Below are 23,968 nucleotides of genomic sequence, written 5' to 3' on the forward strand. Positions count from 1 at the left end.
TTGATGCCCTCTGAACATTTCGTCCCGAGGTGAGCCGCCCATTCTATATCGTTTTTCGTTTCCGTCAACACCCTCGTGAAACTTTTTTTCGAGGTGGTTGGTGAAGCCGAAGAACTGTCGCGTGGGTGACTTTCGTCGCGACCAGGAGGAGAAGTATAGGGCCGGGCCGAAGGTCTGTGAAGGGGTTTTCGACATCTTTCTGAAAAAAAGTGGCGAGGTAGACTGCCCGCATCTCCTCACACTAATAAGGTGTCTTTCGATGCTCACGCGCGTGCTGTCCGTCGCCTTCTTCCTGGCGCCCCTTGCCGCCACCGCCGCGACGCCGCCGTCGGTGACGCTGCATGGCGCGCGGTTTTCCACCGAATTCGCGGTGTCGGACGCCCAGCGCGAGCGCGGGCTCATGTTCCGCACCGAGCTGAAGCCCGATCAGAGCATGCTCTTCATCTTCCCCGACAGTCAGCCGCGCGCGTTCTGGATGAAGAACACCCTCATCCCGCTCGACATCCTGTACTTCGACGGAGCGCGCAAGCTCGTGGCGATGCAGCTGAACGCGCAGCCGTGCAAGGCCGATCCCTGCGCTATCTATCCCAGCGACGGGCGCGACGCGGCCTATGTTCTGGAAGTGGCCGCCGGCGCCGCGGGCAGGCTGGGGCTGAAACTGGGCGAGACGCTCGCCATCGAGGGCGCCGCGCCGTCCGCACGCTGAGCGGCCGAGAGTCCGTGTTCGCAGGGCACGCCCACGTGGTAAGGGACGAGCGACGCCGGGTCGAGCCGGGCCAGTTCGTCCCACTGGTCGTCGAAGGGTATGAATCGCTGCATCGCCGCTTCCTCCACGTCATCGGCGCACGTTGCGTGCGCCGCGGGATCATGGAAGCAGGTTTTCCTGCGTTATCGCTGGCGAAATGGGGCGAAACGATGTCAGCCCCATTCCCGCATCGGTGCGGCTCCCGGCCGCATCCGCCGTCAGTCGATCTCGACGAGCTCGAAATCGTCCTTGGTCACGCCGCAGTCCGGGCAGGTCCAGGTGTCGGGGACGTCTTCCCAGCGCGTGCCCGGTTCGATGCCGTCTTCGGGCATGCCCAGCGCTTCGTCGTAGATGTACCCGCAGACGACGCACATCCATTTGCGCGTTTTGGTGTCGGTGTCGTTGCTCATGGCTTCGCGTACTGTCGTGGAGCGGAAAAGTCCCTCATTCTGTCACCCCCGGGCCGAAGGCGGTAGCACGGCCCCGTCACGCTTCAAAGGATGCCCATGAACGCCCTATCCCGCGCCGCCCGTCTCCGCGGCGGTGTCTACGCCATCACCGACGGCCCGCGCGACGACCTTTTCGCCGCCGTGGAGGCCGCCCTCGCCGGCGGTGCCAGCCTACTGCAGTACCGCGACAAGACCCATGACGCGGCGCGCCGACTCGCGGAGGCCAGCGAGATCGCCAGCATCTGCGCGCGGTACGGGGTGCCGTTCATCGTGAACGACGATGTCGCACTCGCTCGCGAGACCGGTGGCGGCGTGCATCTGGGGCACACCGACGTTTCCATCGCGGTCGCTCGCGCGGAACTGGGGCCCGACGCGATCATCGGGGTTTCCTGCTACGGCTCGGTCGATCGCGCACGGCAGCTGCAGGCGGAAGGCGCGGATTACATCGGCTTCGGCGCTATGTATCCCTCCACCACCAAGCCCCACGCCGCGGTCGCGCCGCACGACGTATTGACGCAGGCGAGGACGCTGGGCCTTCCCGTCGTGGCGATCGGCGGCATCACGCCCGACAATGGGCGGGTGCTGCTCGAGGCGGGCGCGGATTACCTCGCCGTGGTGTCCGCGATCTTCGCCCAGCCCGACATCCAGACGGCGACGCGCCGCTTCGCCGCTCTTTTCGAATCCCGTTCCGGAACCCTTTGATGACCACGAACCACGAACTCTTCGAACGCGCCCAGACGTTGCTGCCCGGCGGCGTGAACTCGCCCGTGCGCGCATTCCGGTCGGTGGGCGGCGAGCCCTTCTTCACCGCCCGCGCCGACGGCCCGTTCCTGTGGGACGTCGAAGGCAAGCGCTACATCGACTACGTCGGCTCCTGGGGCCCGATGATCGTGGGCCACAACCATCCCGCCGTGCGCGAGGCCGTCCAGGCCGCGGTGCTCGACGGCCTCTCGTTCGGCACGCCCTGCCCCGCCGAGGTGACGATGGCGGAGACGATCGTGTCGCTCGTGCCGTCGGTGGAGATGGTGCGCATGGTCAATTCGGGCACCGAGGCCACGATGTCGGCCATCCGCCTGGCCCGCGGCGCCACCGGCCGCACGAAGATCGTGAAGTTCGAAGGCTGCTACCACGGCCATGGCGACAGCTTCCTGGTGAAGGCGGGCTCGGGGGCGCTCACGTTCGGCGTGCCGACGTCGCCCGGCGTGCCAAAGGCCGCCGCGGACCTCACGCTGACCCTGCCGTACAACGACTTCGCGGCGGCCGAGGCGCTGTTCGCCGAGCACGGCGACGACATCGCGGGCCTGATCATCGAACCCGTCGCCGGCAACATGAACTGCATCCCGCCGAAGGACGGCTACCTGCAGGCGTTGCGCGAGCTGTGCACGAAGCATGGCGTGCTGCTTATCTTCGACGAGGTGATGACCGGTTTCCGCGTCGCGCTCGGCGGCGCGCAGGCGCACTACGGCATCACGCCCGACCTCACCTGCTTCGGCAAGATCATCGGTGGCGGCATGCCGGTCGGCGCGTACGGCGGCCGGCGCGACCTGATGGCGCAGGTGGCGCCCTCGGGTCCGATCTATCAGGCGGGCACGCTGTCGGGCAATCCCGTGGCCATGGCGGCGGGCCTGGCGATGCTGACGCTGATCCAGGCTCCCGGTTTCCATGACGATCTCGCGCGCCGCACCGTCCGCCTCACCGATGGCCTGCTCGCCGCCGCGCGAGACGCCGGCATCCCCTTCAGCGTGACCCGCGTCGGCGCGATGTTCGGGCTGTTCTTCACCGGCGAGCAGGTGGAAACGTACGCGCAGGCGACGGCCGCCGACGTCGGCCGGTTCAACCGGTTCTTCCACGGGATGCTGGAGCGCGGCGTGTACCTGGCGCCGTCGGCGTTCGAGGCGGGCTTCCTGTCGAGCGCGCATGGCGACGCGGAGATCGATGCGACGATCTCGGCCGCGCGCGAGGTGTTCGCGACGTTGTGATCGTGTCGCCCCGGCCCCGTGGGCGGGACCGGGGCGGCAGGCCGATCAGGCGACCTGCGCTTCCTTGACGAATGCCGCGAGGGTGTCGTGGAGGCGCTGGAGGCCTTCCGCGGTTTCCTCGTCGGTGATCGTCAGCGGCGGCACGATGCGCAGGACATCCGGGCCGGCCTGGAGGATCAGCAGCCCGTGGGCCGCCGCGATGTCCAGGATCTCGCCCGCGCGTCCCTTGTACGCCGCGTCGAGCACCGCGCCGATCATCAGGCCACGGCCGCGCACTTCCGAGAAGACGTGGAACGCGTGGTTGAGCTTCGTCAGCCCCGCGCGGATGTCGTTCGCCTGGCGCTCCACGTTCAGCAGCACCGCCGGCGAGGCGATCTTGCGCAGCGCCACCAGCGCCACCGCCGCGGCCATCGGGTTGCCGCCGAAGGTGGTGCCGTGCGCGCCGAACTGCATGACGTCGGCGACCTTCGGACCCGCCAGCATCGCACCGATCGGGAAACCGGCGCCCAGCGCCTTGGCCAGCGTGACGATGTCGGGCGTGACGTGATCGTGCGAATGGGCGAACAGCGTGCCGGTACGCCCCATGCCGCACTGGATCTCGTCGAGCACCATCAGCGCATCGTGCGCGTCGCAGAGCTCGCGCACCTTCTTCAGGAACCCGGGCTCCGCCGGCATGACGCCGCCCTCGCCCTGCACGGGCTCGAGCATCACCGCGGCGACGCCGCCCTGGGCGAAGGCGCCTTCGAGCGCGGCGACATCGTTGAACGGCACGTAGCGGAAGCCGCCCGGAAGCGGCTCGTAACCTTCCTGGTACTTGGGCTGCGCGGTCGCGGTCACCGACGCGAGCGTGCGGCCGTGGAACGAGCCCTGGAACGTGACGATCACGCGGTTGTCCGGCGTGCGGCCCTGCGCGGCGGCCCACTTACGCACGAGCTTGATCGCGGCCTCGTTGGCCTCGGTGCCCGAATTGCACAGGAACACGCGCTCGGCGAACGGCGCGTGCTCGACGAGCTCCTGCGCCAGGTGCAGCGGCGGCTCGGTGTAGAAGACATTGCTGGCGTGCCAGAGCTTGTGCGCCTGCGCGACCAGCGCGGCGACGAGGTCCGGATCCTGGTGGCCCAGCGAGTTCACGGCGATGCCGGCCCCGAAATCGAGGTAATCCCGGCCCTGCGTATCCCAGACGCGGGCGCCCTTGCCGTGATCGAGCACGACATCGCGCGGTCGATAGACGGGCAGCCAGTAGCGCTTGCCCAGGCCCGTGAGTTCGGAGGGATCGACAGGATGCGACGACGACATTGGAACGACTCCCGGTGCCGGCCGCAGCGCCGGAACCCTTGCAGGAACGGATGGAATCGCACGGTACGCTCTGCGGTCCGACATCGATCCGAATCCCGCGGGGCAGCTTTCGGCGTGGCCGGAGCATGCGCGCGTGGGACATGCATCGTATAAGGCGCGGGCGGCGGCGACAACGCGCTCCGTGTAGCGCCCCTGCAACGGCGTGTTACACGCCGCTTTCAGACGCCATGGGGCCTCCCGCGACGGCGCCGGGGAAATTCCTTGCGAATCAAAGCAACGCCTGGGTGGCATGGGGCTTGCTCCCCTCGCCAGTGAGGCGCCCCACCGGGCGCCGCGTGGTTCGCTCGTCCAGCGCCCTGCCAGCTGGGCGGCGAATGGGAACTCCCGGTCCCCCAGAGGACCGGGAGTTTTCTTATCGGACGACGTGCCTTCAGCGCAGCTGGTCGAGGGCGAGTTGATGCTTCTTGCAGAGGCGGTACACGGTGACGCGGGACACGCGAAGGCGCCTTGCGCACTCGCTGATGTTGAACGCGCTGGCCCGGAGGCAGTCGACGATGGCCTCCCGTTCGGCGCAGGTGCGCGCGCTGCCGAGGCTGTCGCGTTCGCCGCCCGGCGCGTCGACGCTGAGCTCGAGGTCGTCGGGGGTGATCAGCGCATCGTCCGCGATCACGGCGGCGCGCTGCACGCGGTTCATCAGTTCGCGCACGTTGCCGGGCCAGCTGAAGGCGTTGAGCGCCTTGCGGGCGCTGGTGCTGAAGGCCCGGGCCCGCGTGCCGTAGCTTTCGCGGAAGGCGTCGAGGAAATGCTGGGCCAGCAGCTCGATGTCGCCGTTGCGCTCGCGCAGCGGCGGCATGCGCAGCCGCAGAACGTTGAGACGGTAGAAGAGGTCTTCGCGGAACCTGCCCTGGGCGACGGCCTTTTCCAGGTCCACGTGCGTCGCGGCCAGCACGCGCACGTCGACGCGGATGGACTGGCAGCTGCCGATGCGCTCGATCGTGCCCTCCTGCAGCACGCGCAGCAGATTGGTCTGCGCGTCGAGCGGCAGGTCGCCGATCTCGTCGAGGAACACGGTGCCACCGTCGGCGGACTCGAAATGACCGATGCGGCGTGCCGTGGCGCCGGTGAACGCGCCGCGCTCGTGCCCGAAGAGTTCGGACTGCACCAGATTGGCCGGGAGCGCACCGCAGTTGATGGCGGCGAACGGCTTCGCGCTGCGCGGCGACAGCTGGTGCAGCGCGCGCGCCGCCATCTCCTTGCCCGTGCCGGTCTCCCCCGTGATCAGCAACGGGAGCTCCACCGGCGCGAACTTGCGGATGTTCTGCGAGAGCGCGCGGATGGCGGGACTGTTCCCCGTGAGCAGGTTGGGGGCGTCGTCGTCGTGCGCGGGCTCGCCGTCGCCGGGCACGCGCATCAGCGCCTGGCGCAGCGCGCCGAGCGACGAGGTGCCTTCGATGATCTCGAACGCGTGCGGCAGCACGTGACGCACGCCGGGATCGGCGGACGGCGTCCGCGCGCCGGTCAATCCGATCCATGCCATGCCGGGGTGCGCGTCCCGCAATCCGGCCAGGATCCGCACGGCCGCCTGGGCGCTCGCGCGCAGATCCACCACGGCGATGGCGGCATCGCCGCATTCGGGCAGTTCGCCCGGTTGCCGCGCCGGATCGGCGACCAAGGTGCGCCAACCGGCCCGGATCAAGCCGAAATGTTCTTCAACGCTCGGTCTGCCTATCCAGACGACGCAACGACCCGTCGATTCCCCGCGCGACATGCCTGCTCCTCACCCGTTCTCGTGGCCTGCTGCCGGCTTCGCGGGTACACCTGACGGACCCGCCGCCGGCACCCCCTGCAGGCCGGCAAGCCCCACTTGCCGCCTTCCCTTTGGCGGGAAGCGACCGTGGATCGACGTTACCCCGGCTTGCCGAAAGCGGCCATACGCCAAACGGGCTAGCCTGTGCGCGGCTTTTCTTGGCTGTCGCGGTAGCTACAGAAACAGATCCGGGAGCAGGGGCTGGCCCGGCGCCACGGCATAGCGCTCGAAATCGTCCACACCTTCGGCGCGGAGCACGTCCTCGTCGATGAAGAACCGGCCCGTCGCCGCGCGTGAGGGTTTCGTGAGGATCGCATGCGCCGCGTCGGCCACGATCTCCGGCGTGCGGCAGTTCTCCACGCGCACGCTCTCGCCGAGCATGGCGACGGCCGCCGTGGCGATGACCGTCTTCGGCCACAGCGCGTTCACCGCGACGCCGAGGGGCTCGAATTCGGGCGCCATGCCGAGCACGCAGTGGCTCATGCCGAACTTCGCGATCGTGTACGCCACGTGCGGCGCGTACCACCGCGGATCGATGCTCGGCGGCGGCGAGAGCATCAGCACGTGCGGGTTCGCCGCGTGCTTCAGGAACGGCAGGCAGGCCTGCGTGGTGAGGAACGTGCCGCGCGTGTTGACCTCGTGCATGAGGTCGAAGCGCTTCATCGGCGTGCCTTCGACGCCCGCCAGCCAGATCGCGCTGGCGTTGTTCACCACGATGTCGATGCCGCCGAAGCGTTCCGCCGCCGTGGCGGCCGCCATGCGCACTTCCGCTTCCTCGCGGATGTCGACCTTCAGCGGCAGCGCGGTACCGCCGGCGGCTTCGATGTCCGCCGCCGCGGTGTGGATCGTTCCCGGCAGCTTCGGGTTGGCCACGTTGCTCTTGGCCGCGATGACGATGTTGGCGCCGTCGCGCGCGGCGCGCAGCGCGATCGCCAGGCCGATGCCGCGCGAGGCGCCGGTGATGAAGAGGGTCTTGCCGGCCAGCGTGGTCATGGCGTGTCCTTCAGGCGCGCTGGAATCGCGGCAGGATGTCGCGCAGTTCCGCCAGGCGCTGCAGCGGGTCGTCGAGTTCGAGCATGTGCTGGCATTCGTCGGGATCGAGCGGCAGCAGTTCGGACAGGCGGTAGCCGACCCAGCTCGCGTCGTCGAGCCGCTGTGCCACGTCGTGGCGCCACGGCGGCATCATCTGGTCGGCGAGGCGCTCGAGGATCGTGGCGAGCAGGCCGAACTCCGCCGGCAGCGGAAGCACTTCCTCGGCGCGCCACAGCGCGATGTCGCCGCGCACCTGGCCATCCGAGCGCACCCGCGTGCGCGTGACGCGGAAGCGCAGGCCGCCTTCGGCGACGATGCCGAGCAGCCCGTCCTCGCGCGTGTGGAAGTCGGTGATGGTGGCCAGCGTGCCCACGGCGGCCGGCACGGCGGGCTGCCCCGCCTCGCGGCCTTCGAGGATCATGCACACGCCGAACGACCGACCCGTCCGCGCGCATTCGCGCACGAGGTCGATGTAGCGCGGCTCGAAGATCCGCAGCTGCAGGTGGCCGCCCGGGAACAGAACGTTCGACAGCGGGAATAGCGGGAGGTCGAGGTCGGGCTTGGTCGCGGCCATGCCCGCCAGTCTAACCCGCGCCGAGCGCTGCGAAGAAGCGCCGGGGCGCGCCTTCGAAGCCGCCGTTCGACATGAAGACGACATGGTCGCCGTCGCGCGCCTCGCCGGCCAGCGCATCGACCAGCGCGTCGACCGAGCCGACCGTCGCGCCGCGCCCGTCGAGCGCGCCGGTGACCCTGGCGGCATCCCAGGGCAGCTCGGGGCGATGCAGGAAGACGACGCGGTCGGCGTCGGCGAGCGACGGGGCGAGCGCGTCCGCGTGGGCGCCCAGCCGCATCGAGTTCGAGCGCGGTTCGAGGGCCACGAGGATGCGCGCGTCGCCGACCTTCGCCCGCAGCCCCGCGAGCGTGGTCGCGATGGCGGTGGGGTGATGGGCGAAGTCGTCGTACACCGTGACGCCGCGAGCGACGCCGATCTTTTCCATGCGCCGCTTGACGCTCGCGAAGGTCGCGAACGCCGGGAGCAGCGCGGCAGGATCGGCGCCCGCGGCCGCGGCGGCGGCCAGCGCCGCCAGGGCGTTCATCACGTTGTGCCTGCCCAGCGACGCCCAGCGGACCTCGCCCAGCGCTTCGCCGGAACGGAGCACGCGGAAGTGCGAGCCGTCGGCGGCGATCAGTTCGGCGCGCCAGTCGCCACGGTCGATGCCGAAGGTCTCCACCGGCGTCCAGGCACCCATCGCCAGCACCTCGGCGAGGTGGGCGTCTTCCGCGTTCACGATCAGGCGTCCGTTGCCAGGCACCGTGCGCACCAGGTGGTGGAACTGGCGCTGGATCGCCGCGACGTCCGGGAAGATGTCCGCGTGGTCGAATTCCAGGTTGTTCAGGATCGCGACGCGCGGGCGGTAATGCACGAACTTCGAGCGCTTGTCGAAGAACGCCGAATCGTACTCGTCGGCCTCGATGACGAACGGACGTCCCTCGCCGCGACGGGCGGAAACGTCGAAGTTGCCCGGCACGCCGCCGATGAGGAAGCCCGGCGCCAGCCCCGCCGATTCCAGCAGGTGCGCGAGCAGGCTGGTCGTCGTCGTCTTGCCGTGGGTGCCGGCCACGGCGAGCACCTCGCGCCCGCCGAGCAGGGTCTCGCCGAGCCACTGCGGACCGGAGATGTAACGCATGCCCTCGTCGAGCATGTACTCCACCGCCGGGTTGCCCCGCGTCATGGCGTTGCCCACCACGACGAGATCGGGCGCGGGCCGCAGATGCTCCGCGCGATAGCCCTGCATCAGCCCGATGCCAAGGCTCTCGAGCTGGGTGCTCATCGGGGGGTAGACGTTGGCGTCGGAGCCTTCGACCTGAAGGCCGAGTTCGCGCGCGAGCGCGGCGACGCCACCCATGAAGGTGCCGCAGATACCGAGGATATGGACGCGCATGGCTACGAACACCCGGGAGGTGGGTGGCCCGCCGCGACCGGCGGGCCGGTAGGGATCAGGCGCTGGCGGCCTTCGTGCCGTCGAGCACGGCCTTGATGCGGGCCGTGACCTCGTCGAGCTCGCCGACGCCGTCGACGACCTGGAGCTTGCCGCGCTTCGCGTAGAACTCGGCGACGGGCGCGGTCTGGTCGGCGTAGATCGCGAGGCGCTTCTTCACCGTGTCCGGATTGTCGTCCGGGCGATGCTCGGCTTCGAAGCGGACGACGCAGCGATCCACGATGGCCTCGTTCGGCACCTCGAGCTTGATCACCACGTCGAGCGGCTGCCCGATCTTGGCCAGCACGCCGTCGAGCGCATCGGCCTGCGCCAGGTTGCGCGGGTAGCCGTCCAGGATGAAGCCGGGCTTCGCGTCGGGCTCGCCGAGGCGGTGCTCGATGATGCCCAGCATGATGTCGTCCGGCAGGAGCTGGCCGGCGTCCATCAGGGTCTTCGCCTTGTTGCCGAGCTCCGACCCCGCCTTGATCTCGGCGCGCAGGAGATCGCCGGTGGAAATGTGCGGGATGCCCAGATCCTGCTTGAGGCGGGCCGCCTGGGTGCCCTTGCCCGAACCGGGCGCGCCGAATAGCACGAGTCGCATTGATGCTCCATTTCGCCGGACGTCCGGGAAAAATCCCCTGTCGGGCACGATAAAAATGGGTCTCAAGGTAACGGCACGGGCGCCGCCGCGTCAAACGGACGACACCGGCGAGGTGTACGGGGTCCGGGTGTCGACCCTTTCAAGGCATCGCGACGCGTGGCGCGCTACGCTGGCCCTCCCGAGCTGACTTACAGGATGCGAAGCATGGCCGCCGGCAAACTTCTCTACGCCCAGTCGGGCGGTGTCTCCGCCGTGATCAACGCCACCGCCGCGGGCGTCATCGAGACCGCGAGAGACAAGGGCATCGTGGTGTACGCCGCCCGCAACGGCATCCTCGGCGCCCTGCGCGAGGAACTGATCGACACCTCGAAGGAGGCCAAGGCCAACATCGCGGCCCTGAAGCACACGCCCGGCGGCGCGTTCGGCTCCTGCCGCTACAAGCTGAAGTCGCTGGAGGAGAACCGCGCCGAGTACGAGCGCCTGATCGAGGTGTTCAAGGCGCACGACATCCGCACCTTCCTCTACAACGGCGGCAACGACTCCGCCGACACGGCGAACAAGGTCTCGAAGATCGGCCAGGCGCTCGGCTACGAGGTCAACTGCATCGGCGTGCCGAAGACGATCGACAACGACCTCGTGGTCACCGACACCTGCCCCGGCTTCGGCTCGGTGGCGAAGTACACGGCGATCGCCGTGCGCGAGGCGAGCCTGGACGTGGCCTCCATGATGGATACCTCCACCAAGGTCTTCATCATCGAGGTGATGGGCCGGCACGCCGGCTGGATCGCCGCGGCCGCCGGCCTCGCGGGCTCCTCCGCCGGCGATCCGCCGCACGTGATCCTGTTCCCGGAGAACGTGTTCGATCCGGAGGCGTTCCTGGCGAAGGTGAAGGCCACGGTCGAGAAGGTGGGCTATTGCACCGTGGTCGTTTCGGAGGGCGTCAAGGACAAGGAGGGCAAGTTCCTCGCGGAGTCCGGCGCGCGCGACGCGTTCGGCCATGCGCAGCTCGGCGGCGCGGCGCCCGTGCTGGCCGCGCTGGTGCGCGAGAAGCTGGGCTACAAGTACCACTGGGCGCTGCCCGATTACCTGCAGCGCTCCGCGCGCCACGTGGCGTCGAAGACCGACCTGGACCAGGCCTACGCGGTCGGCAAGAAGGCCGTCGAATACGCGGCGGAAGGGCTCAACGCCGTGATGCCGGTGATCGTGCGCACCTCGGACGAGCCGTACAAGTGGAAGATCGAGGCCGCGCCGCTGGACAAGATCGCCAACCACGAGAAGAAGATGCCGAAGAACTTCATCTCGAAGGACGGCTTCGGCATCACCGCCGCCGCGCGCCGCTACCTCGCGCCGCTGATCCAGGGCGAAGCACCGCCGCCGTACGGGCCCGACGGCCTGCCGGTGTACGTGACGCTGAAGAACACGCCGGTGACGAGGAAGCTGAAGAAGTTCGCGGTGGGGTGAGGACCGACGGAGCGCTTTCGCTGGTTATGTCGCCTCAGCCCAGCACGTCGTGCATGAGCGACAGATCGCGGACGAAGTCGGCGTAGCCGGCTTCGCGCGCCTCGTGATCCGGCAGGCGCAGCAGGTACGACGGATGCACGGTCGCCATGGCGCGGCGGCCGTCCGGAAGATCCAGCCATTCGCCGCGCTGCTGCATCAGCCGGAACGACGCGCCGAACACCGCCTGCGCGGCCATCGCACCCAGGCACACGATCGCCTCGGGCTGGATGCGGTCCAGTTCCGCCGCCAGCCACGGCCGGCAGGCGGCCTGCTCCTCCGCGTTCGCGCGCTTGTGCAACCGCACCTTCCCGCGTGGCTCGAACTTGAAATGCTTGACGGCGTTCGTGACGTAAAGCGCGTCGCGCTCGACGCCCGCCTCGCCCAGCGCGCGGTCGAAGAGCTTGCCCGCGGGCCCGACGAACGGCTTGCCGGCGAGGTCTTCCTGGTCGCCCGGCTGCTCACCGATAACGACGATGCGGGCATGCACCGGGCCTTCGCCGAACACGGTCTGCGTCGCGGGCTTCCACAGATCGCACGCGCGGCAGTCGCGCGCCTGCCGGCGCAGCGCGGCGATGCTGCCCTCGGGCGCGTCGACGGCCGCCTTCTGCAAGGGCGTGATCTTCTTTCTCGGCACCGTCGGCTGGTTCTTCACCATGGCCTGCATCCTCGGCAGCGCGTCGCGTACCAGTTCGGGGATGAGCCGCGCTTCCGGCAGGTTCTTCCAGTACTTCACCGGCATCTCGCGACGCATCGCGTCCACTTTCAGGCGGGCCGGATTGAAGATGCTCGCGTAATACGTGCGCCAGAGGTCTTCCAGCGCGTCGTCCGACGGCGCATCCGCGCGACTCGCGCCCGGCCCGATGGAGAGCGTCTCGCCATCCCAGTGCGCGCTGCGTGACGGCGTGAGCAACGACCAGCGCATGCCCGTGAACCGACGGACGAAGAACGGCGCCACGCGTGCCACGATGTCGTGCTCGGGCTCGAACCAGGCCACGTAGATCGTCGCGTCGCCGAGAGGCACTTCGCGGAAGCGCACGAACGCCTTCATCTTGTGCATGTCGCGATTGACCTGCTTGATGCACGTGTGCGCCCAGGCGACGTCGTCGTCGGTGGCGATGCGCAGCAGGGCCTTCTCGCCGTGCGTCATCCGCCACAGCATGCGGTAGAGCGTCGCGTGGCGACGCGGGTCGCGGTGCGCCAGCACCGTGTCTGCAAGGCCGAGGAACGCGCGCGGCACGGCAGGCGTCGTTTCGCGCACGGGCGGAGGCAAGGGGGCGTCTTCGCCGAACAGGCCACCCGACGCGCCGGTCCGCCATTCGACATCCGCCGGATCGACGTCGGCGAGCAGCAGCGTGCGCGCCTTCGCGCGCCATTCGGCCGTATCGGACGGATCGTCCAGCGTGACGACGTGCATCGTCAGCCGAAAAGATCCGCCTGGGCGGGAACGGCCTCGCGCAGGTCGTGGCGCAGGAACACGCTCTCGCGGTCGCCGCGCGGACGATGGTCGATGGTTTCGACGAACGGCGCGACCTTCTTCACCGGCACGCGAAGGCGCACGAGGTCGTCGTAGCGTACGCGCCGGTGCGCGCGCATGGCGATCAGGCGGTCGACCGTCTTCACGCCGAGTCCCGGCACGCGCAGGAGCATCTCCCGGGACGCGCGGTTGAGGTCGACGGGGAAGCGCTCCCGGTGCCGCAACGCCCAGGCGAGTTTCGGATCGACGTCGAGCGACAGCATGCCGTCGTCACCGGGCGGCGCGATCTCGTCGGCGCCGAAGCCGTAGAAGCGCATCAGCCAGTCGGCCTGGTACAGGCGATGCTCGCGAACCAGCGGCGGCGGCTTCAGCGGAAGCACCTTCGACGCATCCGGGATCGGGCTGAAGGCCGAGTAGTAGACGCGACGCAGGTGGTAATTCGTGTAGAGATTCGTGCTCGCCGTGAGCACGTCGCGATCGCTCGCCGCGTCGGCGCCGACGATCATCTGCGTGCTCTGGCCGGCGGGCGCGAAGCGCGGCGCTTTCTTCTCGGCCTTCGCCTCGTCGATCGACAGACGCAGCCTCCCCATCGCGCTGCGGATGTCGCCCAGATCCTTCTCCGGCGCCAGCGACTTGAGGCCGCCTTCCGTCGGCATCTCGACATTGATGCTCAGGCGATCGGCCCATCGGCCCGCGGCGTCGATCAGTTCGGGCGACGCGTCGGGAATCGTCTTCAGGTGGATGTAACCGCCGAAGCGATGCTCCGTGCGCAGCGTGCGCGCCACGCGCACGAGCTGCTCCATGGTGTAGTCGGGCGACTGGATGATGCCCGAGGACAGGAACAGGCCCTCGATGTAGTTGCGCTTGTAGAACGCGAGCGTGAGCTTCACCACTTCCTCGACGGAGAAACGCGCGCGACGCACGTTGCTGCTGCGCCGGTTGACGCAGTACACGCAGTCATACACGCAGAAGTTGGTCAGCAGGATCTTCAGCAGCGAAATGCAGCGGCCGTCCGGCGCGTACGCATGACAGATGCCCATGCCTTCCGTGGAGCCGATCCCGCCAGTCTTCAGCGAGTTCCGGCCCTTGCCGCCACTGGACGAGCAGGAGGCGTCGTACTTCGCGGCGTCGGCGAGGATGGCGAGCTTTTCAGTCACGTTCATGGCTAAGGGAATGGTGCCAAAACGGGGCTTCACCTGCGTGAAGGCCGAAGGGCAGCGGGTATCATGGCCGTTCCTCACCGGAGCCCTTCCCATGGACCTCATCATCCGCCACGCCACCCTGCCCGACGGCCGCACCGACGTCGACATCGGCATCGAGGGAGGGCGTTTCGCGGCGATCCAGACGGCGCTGCCGGCGAAGGGTGCCGAGGAGATCGACGCACAGGGGCGCCTCGTCGCGCCGCCGTTCGTCGATGCGCATTTCCACATGGACGCGACGCTGTCGCTGGGCCTGCCCCGGCTCAACGCGTCCGGCACGCTGCTCGAAGGCATTTCCCTTTGGGGCGAGCTCAAGCCGGTGCTCACGCAACAGGCCCTGGTCGACCGCGCCATGGTCTACTGCGACATGGCCGTGGCGCAGGGCCTGCTCGCGATCCGCAGCCATGTGGACGTCTGCGACGACCGCCTGCTGGCGACGGAAGCGCTGCTCGAGGTGAAGCGGCGCGTCGCGCCCTACCTGCACCTCGAACTCGTCGCGTTCCCGCAGGACGGCCTGCTGCGCTCGGCGAGCGCCAAAGCCAACCTCGTGCGCGCGCTCGACATGGGCGTCGACGTGGTCGGCGGGATTCCGCACTTCGAGCGCACCATGGCCGACGGCGCCGCCTCGATTCGCTGGCTCTGCGAACTCGCGGCCGAGCGGGGGCTGCGCGTGGACATGCATTGCGACGAGTCCGACGATCCGCTGTCGAGGCACATCGAAACGCTCGCGGCGGAGACGGTACGGACGGGCCTGCAGGACCGCGTCACCGGCTCGCACCTCACGTCCATGCATTCGATGGACAACTACTACGTCTCCAAGCTGCTGCCCCTGATCGCCGAGGCGGGCGTGCACGCCATCGCCAACCCGCTGATCAACATCACGCTGCAGGGGCGCCACGACACCTATCCGAAGCGACGCGGGATGACGCGCGTGCCCGAGCTGATGGATGCCGGCGTCAACGTCGCCTTCGGCCACGACTGCGTCATGGATCCCTGGTACGGCATGGGCTCCGCGGACATGCTCGACGTGGCGCACATGGGGCTGCACGTGGCCCAGATGACCTCCACCAAGGGCGTGGCGCGCGCCTTCGACGCGGTCACGGTCAACGCCGCCCGCGTGCTGGGGCTGGAGGACTACGGCATCGCGCCGGGGCACCCGGCGGACTGCGTCCTCCTTCAGGCGGGGGACGCGTACGAGGCCGTCCGGCTGAAGGCGCAACGGCTGCTCGTGGTCCGGCGCGGACGCGTACTGGCCCGTTCGCCTGAACGGAGAACGGCACTGGAGCTGCCCGGACGGCCGCCGGAGCTCACCCTCGAGTTCCGCCCGGGGTCGATTTCCTGAACCGGCCGGTTCAATAGCTGTCGCGTCAATGAACGTCTTTCGCGAGCCTTTCATTCGTAGGACTTCGCGTTCAGGCAGCGCTTCCTAGCATCCGAATCGTCGATCGGCCGCGCGACACGCGGTATGACGATCGGGCCGGGAGACCTCTCATGAAGACGATGCTGCGTTCCGCTTTTGCCGCCCTCGCTCTGCTGACCACGACGATGGCGTTCGCCGACGACCACCACGGTCGCGACCACGACCGTCATGGCCACGATCGCGGGCACGACGACCGCCGCTGGCATCACGACAACGGCTGGCACGGCCATCGCCCGCCGCCGCGTCCGTATTACGGCCACGGTTATTACCACGGCCCGGCGTACTACCACCGTCCGCCGCCGCCGCGCTATTACGGCCACTGGGAGCGCGGACACCGTTACTACGGCCGCAACGTGGTGGTCTACGACTACGGCAGCTACCGCCTCCGCCCGCCGCCGCGCGGCTACCACTGGGTCCGTGAGAACAACGATTTCCTGCTGGTCGCCATCGCGACCGGCGTGATCCTCGACATCGCCACGCGCTAAGGGAGACCTCTCATGAAGACGCTGAGCAAGATGCTTTTCTGCCTGGCCGCCGCCGGCGCGATCGCTCCGGCGTTCGCTTTCGACCCGCCGCAGCGCCACGACGACCGTCGCGACTGGCATGACGATCGCCACGACGACCGGCATGACGATCGCCGCGACTGGCACGACGACCGCCACGATCATCGCGGCCCGCCGCCGCATGCGCGTCGCTGGGAACGCGGTCACCGTTACGATGGGCGCGTCATCGTGATCCACGATTACCGCGAGCGTCACCTGCGCGAGCCGCCACGTGGCTATCACTGGGTGCGCGACGACGACAACTCGAACGAGTTCCTGCTCGTCGCCATCGCGACCGGGGTCATCCTCGACATCGCCACGCGCTGACCGAGGCACCTGCTAGCAAGAATGCCCGGCAACATGGAGGCTTGCCCCCATGTTGCCGAATGGACATGCCGATGATCCCCGATGTCGCGTCGCGCGACGGCTGTGCATCGTAGAATCGCTCCACGGCACGCACTTCCACGGATGGAGGCAGGCACATGAGCGATCGGTCGAACGTCCTTCGCCCTCCCGCCCTGTCAGGCAGCGGCACCCTCGAACCGGCGCTCTCCGGCAACTGGATCGGACCGGACCACTCGGGACAGGCGAGCCTCGTCATCCCCCTTCCCCTGTCGCGTGCCGACGGCGCGCCCGATGTATCGTTGGTATACCGTCACTCCAGCACCGACGGGGTGTTCGGTCTTGGGTGGCGCCTGTCGTTGCCGTCATTGCGTCGGGAGTCCGACCGCGGCCTTCCTACGTTTACCGACGAGGACAGGGTTCTCGCGCCGGACGGTGAGCCGCTCTTCCTTGTCGAAAACTCAACCGCGTCGAGCTTCCGCGGGATCGCGCTAGGGGCGGCCTACGACGTCCGTCGGTTCCGGCCACGGACGGAGCGCGATCACACCCGGTTCGAACGGTGGACCGGTGCCGGCGACGACTTCTGGATGCTGCACTCGCCGGACGGGACGCTTCACGTCTTCGGCCGGCACGCGAACGCGAGGCTGGCCGATCCGGCATCGCCGTCGCATGTCGCGGAATGGCGGCTCGAGGAATCCATCGGTTCCCACGGCGAGCGCGTCGCCTACGTGTACACCGCCGAGGATGCGTCGGGAGCACCGGAGGATGGTCGCGACACCACCGCGGCGCGATACCTGACGCACATCCGGTATGGCAATGCGAACGCGACGGATCTTCCGCTCTGCCTGGTCGACGCGACGGACGATGCGTGGCGTTTCGAACTGGTGCTGGATTACGGACAGCGGACGCTTTCCGTGGACGAGCTACCCGGCTACGCGGCGGACCACGAATGGCCGTCGCGGGAACACCCCATCGCCGACGCGCACTATGGATTCGAACATCGCCAGTTCAGGCTGTGCCGCCAGCTCCTGATGTTCCACCGCTTCAGCGAACTCGGCGAGCAGCCCGTGCTGGTTCGGCGGATGTTGTTCCACTACGCACCGACGGAGCGGCATGCGAGGGTATGTCGCGTCGATCGCTTCGCTTATGGCCTTTCCGGCATCCCCGAACGAGCCGCGCCGATGACGTTCGACTGGACGACGTTCGACGCGACGCAGGGCGGCGATCGGGAGTCGCCGCCCTTCCCTGGCACGGCCGCGTCGGGCTCGGCGTTCCTCGATGCGCTCGGCGAGGGCGTCCCCGGCGTGGTCTGGCAAGCGACGACGGGCCGTCTGTTCGCGGAACCCGTGAGAGCCGAAGACGGGGATGCGGACGCCATCGCCTATGCGCCGTTGCGCCCGCTGCCGATGCCGGCGCTGAGCCGGCCGGGCACGTCGCCCGGCCGGTTCTACGGCGGGGGCCCGTGGCGTTCCATCGACATCTCGCAGGACGGGCGGGCCGACTGGGTGACCTCGTTCGGTCCCATCCATGGCTTCCATGCCGCCGCTGGCCTGGCGCGGTGGGAGGCGTTCAGACCCTTCAGCCACGCGCCGACGGAAGGCGATACGGCCTTCGCCTGGTGGGTGGACATCGACCGAACCGGTCGCGGCGCCTACGTGACCGTGCATCCGAACGGGATCCGCGTGGTACCCCTGGAGGACGACGGCGGATTTGGCGCACCCCGCTTCGTGGACCACGCCGGCGACCGGCTGCCGGCAGCGGGCGGCACGGATATCGTCGCCTTCGGGCCGATGCTCTGTGCCGGCGCGAACGACCTCGTCCGCGTCGCCCCGGACGGCACGGTCGACGCCTGGGGCGACCGCGGCGGCGGCGCCTTCGCGCCGAGGCATCGACCCGGCGCGCTGACGACGGACCGTCCCCTGATCGCTCGGCACACGCATCTTGTCGACATCGACGGCGACGGATGGGTCGACATCGTCCACGCGACCGTCGAAGGCCTCGTCATCTGGCTCAACCGCGGCGGCCACGGCTTCACCGATCCCGTCGTCCGTCCGTGGCCAGCCGGCGTCCTGTTCGACGACGGCTGCAGCCTGGGCTTCTCGGACGTCGATGCGCGGGGCGGCATGACCGCGATCCTTGCGGTTCCCGCGCGAGGCGGCAGGACGGCCTGCGAATGGCGCATGGACATCGGCATGCCGTTTCCGTGGCGCCTGTACCGGACGAACAATCATCGGGGTGCCGTCACGTCGGTCACCCTGCGACGCAGCGCGCAGGAGTGGCTGGACGCCAAACGCGATGGCGCCTCGGCGGGTTCGTCGTTGCTGCCGTACTCCGTCGACATCGTGAAACGCGTCGATGTCGTCGACGACGTGTCCGGCCTGCACTATCGGCGCACCATGACGTATCGGGACGGCTACCACGACGCTTCCGATCGCACGTTCGCCGGTTTCCGGCGCGTCGACACGGTGCAGGAATGCGATCCACCGTCCGAACACTGGCCCTCGCGTCGCCTGGTCGCGTGGTACCACGTGGGCTGCGACGAGCTCGACACCGACGAGAGCGACTTCGCGCTCGACCTGCCCTGCCCGCTGCGGCTGCGACCGGACCGCCCGCCCGAAGAAAACGCCGCATCGTGGCGCCGCTCGCTGCGCGGTCGCGAACGACGTCGGGAGCTCTACGCGCCAGGCGCGTCCGATGCCGGGCCATGGTACGTCGCCCATTCGCGCCATGCCGTGCGCCGCGTTGCGGACACGGTCCGGGAAGCGTTGCTGATCGAAACCGCGAGCGATGTCCTGGCGGGCAATCGCGAGGAACCCCTGCGCCGGCATGAGCTGTTCCTCGACCACGACGCGTTCGGCATCGCACGCCGCACCCTGTCCATCGGTTGCGCGCGACCTCCTGGCCATGCGCCCGCCGACCCTGACGAGATCGCCCCGTGGCGCGATTCTCGCGATGACCAGCAGGGCATGCACACGTTGACCGAAACGCTCGTCATGCCCTGGCACGTGGATGCCCCCGGACGCTGGCGACTCGCCGTCGAGGGCGACCGACGGGTGCAGCGCGTCGTCGTCGGCCCCGACATGCTCGCCATGGCCGACATCTGTCTGGAGTGGTTCGAATCGCCGTCCTGCCCTGTGGATACGCTGCCACGCGCACTCGTATCGCTCACCTGCGTGCACTTCGGCGACCCGAACACCGACGTGCCGCCGGATGCCGCGGCCTTGCCGATGGCGGTGTCGTCCGCGGCCATGGATGCGGCGGCACGACGGGAGCTCGCGGACGCGGCGGGGATGGATCGCGCGGACGCCCTGCTGGCGAAGGGCGGCTTCACGCCGATGCATAGTCGCCTGCTCGCGCCTGACGACGACCTGCTCGGTGTCGTGACGTCGCGGATGGTCTACGACGACTTCCAGGGGTTCCACCGCGTCATTCGTCGATCGCCGGCCGCATCGATAGGCTGGACCACGTATGCCTACGATCGGCATGGCCTCTTCGTCGCACACGTGACCGATCCGCTGGGCTGGAGCATCACCGTCGACACGGATTATCGCCGCCTGCTGCCGTGGCGCACCGTCGACGCCGACGGCGTGACGCGCGCGATCGCCATGGACGCGTTCGGCGCCGTGCGTGCGGAGACCCTCCACGGCAAGGAACTCGACACGGCGGGCGTGGCGATCGATACCGGCTTCGCCGCGATCTCCGGTCCGGACGCGACGCCCGGCTCGTCGGTGACGGATGCCATCGACGATCCCGAAGCCGCATTGCGAGGCCATGCGCGCGCATGGGTGGCGGCCGATGCCTCGTGGAACGACGCATCGGCCGACCGTCAGCCAGCACACGTCCTGCAGATCGCGGCAGCGGACTTCCCCGCGGCGGCGACGGCGGCCGCGCCCCGCCTGACGGTGACGCACTTCGACGGCATCGGCCGCCCGATCGGCAGCCGTATCCGCACCGGGGTCGGCACGTGGGCGGTGACGCGGCACATCGTGCCGCCGCCCGAGGGCCCCGCGTCGACATCGTTCCTGCCCTATGTCAGCGACGACTGGCGCTTCGCCGACCCACCGCCGAACACGCCGACGGAACATGTCACGAGCGATGTCCTAGGCCGGGTGACCGTGGCGACGCGTGCGGATGGTGCGCTCAGGCGGCAGCGACATCGCCCGTGGTATGCGATCACCGACGATGAGAACTGCATGACGACGGGTCACGACACGCCGTCGGAGCCTTGGGTGTCGTCGTGGCAGCCCGATGGATCGCCCGCACGCACGGCTCGCTATCTGCGCGATGCCGGCGACGCCACGCCTGCCGCGTCGATCGAGCGGGTCGTCTTCGCCGAAAACGGGCGTGCGATCGAGGCCTTCGATGCGCGCATGGCTGTCCCGGCGCGCCGTTGGTCGAGCGCGCTGGGCGGTGTGCGCCACTGGAGCGCCGACGCGGGAGACACGTGGTCGCTGAGCGGCGACGCGGGCCAACACCTGTGGTCGCGTGATGCCACCGGCAGCCAGTTCATCTACGACTACGACGACGCAGGCCGCTTCGTGCGTGGCACCGTCGATGCGGACGGAGAGCAGCGCGTCGCGCTCCGGCAGTGGTGGGCACCGCCGTCGACGGGTACCGACGGACGCAACCTGGCGAGCCTTCCGGTCCGCGTCTATGACGACGCCGGGTGCACCGCCACGGCACGTGCGTCGATCTTCGGCGTACCGATCGAAACACGGCAGCGCCTGCTGGCCGACGACGAGGAGGCCGACTGGACGGACGGTCCCGATATCGACGCGCGCCTCGAAGCACGCGAAGCGATCACGACCGTCATCCCGCGTGGTGACGGTGCGACTTCCGTTTTCATCGATGCCGCCGGGCATCGCCGTGAGTACACCTACGGCGACACGGGCGACATCTTGGCGGTTGATTTCGTGGCCGGCACGGGCACGCGCCACGTACTGGCGACGTCGATCGAGCGGGACGCGGCCGGGCGGATCGTGCGCATGGGCGTGGGCCCGCACCTCACGCGCGACTGGAGGTATGACGAGGCGACCGGCAACATGCTCCACAGCGAGACGAGGAGTGCCGACGGGACGGTGATCCAGGCGACGGATTATGCGTACGACCCCGTCGGCAATCTGGTTCGCCTCGTCGACGACGGCGAGACACGCACCTTCAGCTACGACAGCGGCTATCGGCTGGTACGGGCGACAGGCCGGGAACACCCCGACGCCGCGGACGACGGCTCGCTTCCACCACTGCTGGCCACGGGAAACGCCAGTGAGACGCGGACGTACGTCCGCACCCATGTGTACGATCCGGGCGGCAACCTCCTCGAAGTCGAACACGCGCCCGCGGAAGGCACGACACGCCGGGCCACGATGATCGTTTCGCCTACTTCGAACCGGACCGTGCCCGCACAGATGGGCGTGCCGGCGGAGGATGTCGACACGTGCTTCGATGCCGCGGGCCGACTGCTGCGATGCTGGCCCGGGCTGTCGGCGTTGCGATGGAACACGCTGGGCCGCCTGCGCCGGGTGGACGTCGGCACGGCGCAGGGCGATGGCGAAACGTATCGCTACGACGCCAACCATCGACGCCGAAGAAAACGGTGGACGTACGCCGGGAACGGCGGCGAGTCGTTGTATCACCCCGGGGTGCGGTGTGACGACGAAGGTGGCAGCCGGCGCGAGACGATCGCGATGGTCGTGGGCATGGCGCGGTTCCGTGTCACGCACTCGCAAGGCGTCACCAGCGTGACCCACGAACTCGGCGCACCCTGCGTCGCAGGATCCCTCCTCGTGACCGACGACGGGGCCGTCCTGCGCCGGGAAGCTTACTATCCGTATGGTGGGGTCGCCTTGCGCATGGCACCTTCGGGAACTGACACCGCGGGCCTCGACCTGCACTACGCCGGCGTCCAGCGCGATGGCACGTCGCTTTACGATTATGGGCAACGGCACTATCTCTGCTGGCAGGCACGCTGGTGCGCGCCCGATCCGTCCGGCGACGTCGATGGCCTCAACCGCTACGCCATGGTCCGTGGCAATCCCATGACGTTCACCGACGAGGGAGGTCTTACCGGCGTTCCGGCCTACGCGGACGACACATCGTTCAGGCATGCGGATGATCACGATCCGGACGACCACACGTTCATCCAAAGCCCCGCTGTGCAGGCGGGGCGGGAGAAGTTCGTGGAGATGGCCGCCGCCTTCATCAAACCCTACCTCCGCACCAACAAGGCGCGCGCGGAGCTGAAGACTTATACCGCGCTTGCGGGCTACTACGTACCTCCCGGAGAGATCCCGCTACCCACGGAGCACCTCGCCGGTATCGTCGGCAAACGTCATGCCTGGCGAGTCGAGGGGAGTCCGACACAGCCGCCGGGCTTCGGACGCACGGGCTTCGTGAATCTGCCAGCCCGCGTATGGAACTCGGTGACGAAGACCTCGTTTCCGGGCACGACGCCGCTCACCTTCGGGGCCGTCGCGGGGAATCGCGTGGTCTTCGATCCCGAGATACAGGGAAGACCTCATCCCGGCGCGATCGAACCCGCCGTGGCGTCGCAGTATTACGTCAATGATTCCGATGGCCTCGTCGCAGCCATCGAGGAGGTGCGCGCGAAGGGCATGCCTGCACCGAAGCATGTCGGATCCGAGGCTGCGAATGCGGCACCGTCGACACCGCCCCAACTCCACAGCAACCTGGAGCGCGTGCTGCGCTCCTTCATCGACGTCCATCGGCCGGTTCCCAGGCCCGATGGTACGCATGACGTGCGACCGCATCGTCGCGACGACAGCATACCGGGATTGCACGCCGAAACACTCGCGACGAGTGCGGTACACCATGCGGTATCCGACTACGGCACGGCGAGAGCCGTGATTTTCACCATCAAGCTCGGACCGCTGAGTAACGGCGACGCCGCGACGTGGACGATGGACGAGCTGAAGGCGCAGATACGGAGCGCCACATTCGACGCCTGCTATCACTGCGATAGCCTGATAAGGCCCGATGCGGGGATCGAGAGCGGCGCCATCGGCCACGTCGCGACCGGCCGCGCTCGCCTGGGAACCGGGCGGCAGACGTTTCTCGACAACCACGTGCCGCTGGTGCCGCAGGACAACCCCATCGGGCGCCGCACCTCCAACATGCCGACACCCGCGTCACAGCCAGGAACGCCGGCAGAACCGCCTCTCACACGAGGCCAGGGTCGCAAAGCCCCTGCGCTCAGCGCGCCCGTATCGCTCGCGCCAACGGCACCGGCGACGCCTCCCGTCCTCATGATCGCCGGCGTGCCGGAACCGGCGTTGAATCCTGCGTGGGTCACGCGGGAGCTGCAGGCCTTCCACCGGGTGATGGGGCCCACGGGGCCGGAGCACGCACTTCCGCAGCATCCGTTCGCTCACGACCAGACGCAGGAACAGCGAAACGCGACCGGACGGCTGACGCGGGCGCTCGAGAATCTGCAGAGAAACCTTCCGCAGAGCCGGGCGCGGAACCAGATCCCGCGAAGTCCCACGAGTTCGTGGTGACGGTCGTGGCGCATGGGTGGCGCAGCGCACAACGACCTCTCATGCGGTCGTGCCTATACTCGGAACAGGGGTCCGGCACGGGCCCCTCA

16 protein-coding genes and 1 pseudogene are annotated in these 23,968 nt (G+C 68.7%); 8 read left to right on the forward strand and 9 right to left on the reverse strand.

Features of this window, described 5'->3' with window-relative positions; all coding sequences use genetic code 11:
* The first annotated feature begins 100 nt into the window (after positions 1 to 100).
* Entirely contained in the window at positions 101 to 706 is a 606-nt protein-coding gene (locus tag BMW54_RS14055) for a DUF192 domain-containing protein (RefSeq protein ID WP_254779370.1), read from the forward strand.
* Positions 707 to 963: 257 nt separating this feature from the next.
* Here the strand turns inward: BMW54_RS14055 and BMW54_RS14060 are convergent, their stop codons facing one another.
* Entirely contained in the window at positions 964 to 1,155 is a 192-nt protein-coding gene (locus BMW54_RS14060; protein WP_090057151.1) for a rubredoxin, read from the reverse strand.
* Between the two features lie 96 nt (positions 1,156 to 1,251).
* Here BMW54_RS14060 and thiE point away from each other — a divergent pair, with 96 nt between their 5' ends.
* Positions 1,252 to 1,896, forward strand: a complete 645-nt coding sequence (gene thiE, locus BMW54_RS14065; RefSeq protein ID WP_090057153.1) for a thiamine phosphate synthase — start codon at positions 1,252 to 1,254, stop codon at positions 1,894 to 1,896.
* Positions 1,896 to 3,173, forward strand: a complete 1,278-nt coding sequence (hemL, locus tag BMW54_RS14070) for a glutamate-1-semialdehyde 2,1-aminomutase (RefSeq protein WP_090057155.1) — start codon at positions 1,896 to 1,898, stop codon at positions 3,171 to 3,173. Before thiE ends, hemL begins: the two co-directional genes overlap by 1 nt.
* Before the next feature lie 45 nt (positions 3,174 to 3,218).
* On the opposite strand, the gene BMW54_RS14075 is transcribed toward hemL, so the two are convergent.
* The 6 genes from BMW54_RS14075 to BMW54_RS14100 form a co-directional block, all read right to left on the reverse strand.
* On the reverse strand, positions 3,219 to 4,469 hold the full coding sequence (locus tag BMW54_RS14075; protein WP_090057157.1) for an acetylornithine/succinylornithine family transaminase: 1,251 nt from the start codon (positions 4,467 to 4,469) through the stop codon (positions 3,219 to 3,221).
* Between the two features lie 430 nt (positions 4,470 to 4,899).
* Positions 4,900 to 6,141, reverse strand: a complete 1,242-nt coding sequence (locus tag BMW54_RS14080) for a sigma-54 interaction domain-containing protein (protein ID WP_254779372.1) — start codon at positions 6,139 to 6,141, stop codon at positions 4,900 to 4,902.
* 309 nt (positions 6,142 to 6,450) lie between these two features.
* A complete protein-coding gene (locus BMW54_RS14085; protein ID WP_090057162.1) occupies positions 6,451 to 7,269 on the reverse strand; it encodes an SDR family oxidoreductase in 819 nt (272 codons plus the stop codon).
* Positions 7,270 to 7,279: 10 nt separating this feature from the next.
* Positions 7,280 to 7,882 (reverse strand): LON peptidase substrate-binding domain-containing protein, encoded by a 603-nt coding sequence (locus BMW54_RS14090; protein WP_090057164.1) that lies wholly within the window; start codon positions 7,880 to 7,882, stop codon positions 7,280 to 7,282.
* Between the two features lie 10 nt (positions 7,883 to 7,892).
* On the reverse strand, positions 7,893 to 9,251 hold the full coding sequence (gene mpl / locus BMW54_RS14095) for a UDP-N-acetylmuramate:L-alanyl-gamma-D-glutamyl-meso-diaminopimelate ligase (protein ID WP_090057166.1): 1,359 nt from the start codon (positions 9,249 to 9,251) through the stop codon (positions 7,893 to 7,895).
* A 55-nt stretch (positions 9,252 to 9,306) separates the two neighbouring features.
* Positions 9,307 to 9,888 carry an adenylate kinase gene (locus BMW54_RS14100; protein WP_090057168.1) on the reverse strand — a complete coding sequence of 194 codons (582 nt, stop codon included), beginning with the start codon at positions 9,886 to 9,888 and terminating at the stop codon, positions 9,307 to 9,309.
* Between the two features lie 204 nt (positions 9,889 to 10,092).
* Between BMW54_RS14100 and BMW54_RS14105 the strand changes: the two genes are divergently transcribed.
* Positions 10,093 to 11,349, forward strand: a complete 1,257-nt coding sequence (locus tag BMW54_RS14105; protein ID WP_090057170.1) for a 6-phosphofructokinase — start codon at positions 10,093 to 10,095, stop codon at positions 11,347 to 11,349.
* A 34-nt stretch (positions 11,350 to 11,383) separates the two neighbouring features.
* Here the strand turns inward: BMW54_RS14105 and BMW54_RS14110 are convergent, their stop codons facing one another.
* Entirely contained in the window at positions 11,384 to 12,802 is a 1,419-nt protein-coding gene (locus tag BMW54_RS14110; RefSeq protein WP_090057173.1) for a UdgX family uracil-DNA binding protein, read from the reverse strand.
* Positions 12,803 to 12,879: 77 nt separating this feature from the next.
* Positions 12,880 to 14,025 (reverse strand): annotated as a pseudogene (locus BMW54_RS14115) (putative DNA modification/repair radical SAM protein); the annotation flags it as partial.
* A gap of 91 nt (positions 14,026 to 14,116) precedes the next feature.
* On the opposite strand from BMW54_RS14115, the gene BMW54_RS14120 reads away from it, so the two are divergent.
* From BMW54_RS14120 to BMW54_RS14135, 4 genes are all read left to right on the forward strand, one after another.
* Positions 14,117 to 15,403 (forward strand): amidohydrolase family protein, encoded by a 1,287-nt coding sequence (locus tag BMW54_RS14120; protein WP_090057179.1) that lies wholly within the window; start codon positions 14,117 to 14,119, stop codon positions 15,401 to 15,403.
* Positions 15,404 to 15,552: 149 nt separating this feature from the next.
* Complete coding sequence (locus BMW54_RS14125; RefSeq protein ID WP_090057180.1) at positions 15,553 to 15,966, forward strand: RcnB family protein; 414 nt, start codon at positions 15,553 to 15,555, stop codon at positions 15,964 to 15,966.
* A gap of 12 nt (positions 15,967 to 15,978) precedes the next feature.
* Positions 15,979 to 16,350: an RcnB family protein gene (locus BMW54_RS14130; RefSeq protein ID WP_090057183.1), complete on the forward strand. Its 372-nt coding sequence runs from the start codon at positions 15,979 to 15,981 to the stop codon at positions 16,348 to 16,350.
* Between the two features lie 155 nt (positions 16,351 to 16,505).
* Positions 16,506 to 23,879 carry a SpvB/TcaC N-terminal domain-containing protein gene (locus BMW54_RS14135; protein ID WP_090057184.1) on the forward strand — a complete coding sequence of 2,458 codons (7,374 nt, stop codon included), beginning with the start codon at positions 16,506 to 16,508 and terminating at the stop codon, positions 23,877 to 23,879.
* Positions 23,880 to 23,968: the final 89 nt, after the last annotated feature.

The organism is Luteibacter sp. 329MFSha (assembly GCF_900111665.1).
Classification (GTDB): domain Bacteria; phylum Pseudomonadota; class Gammaproteobacteria; order Xanthomonadales; family Rhodanobacteraceae; genus Luteibacter.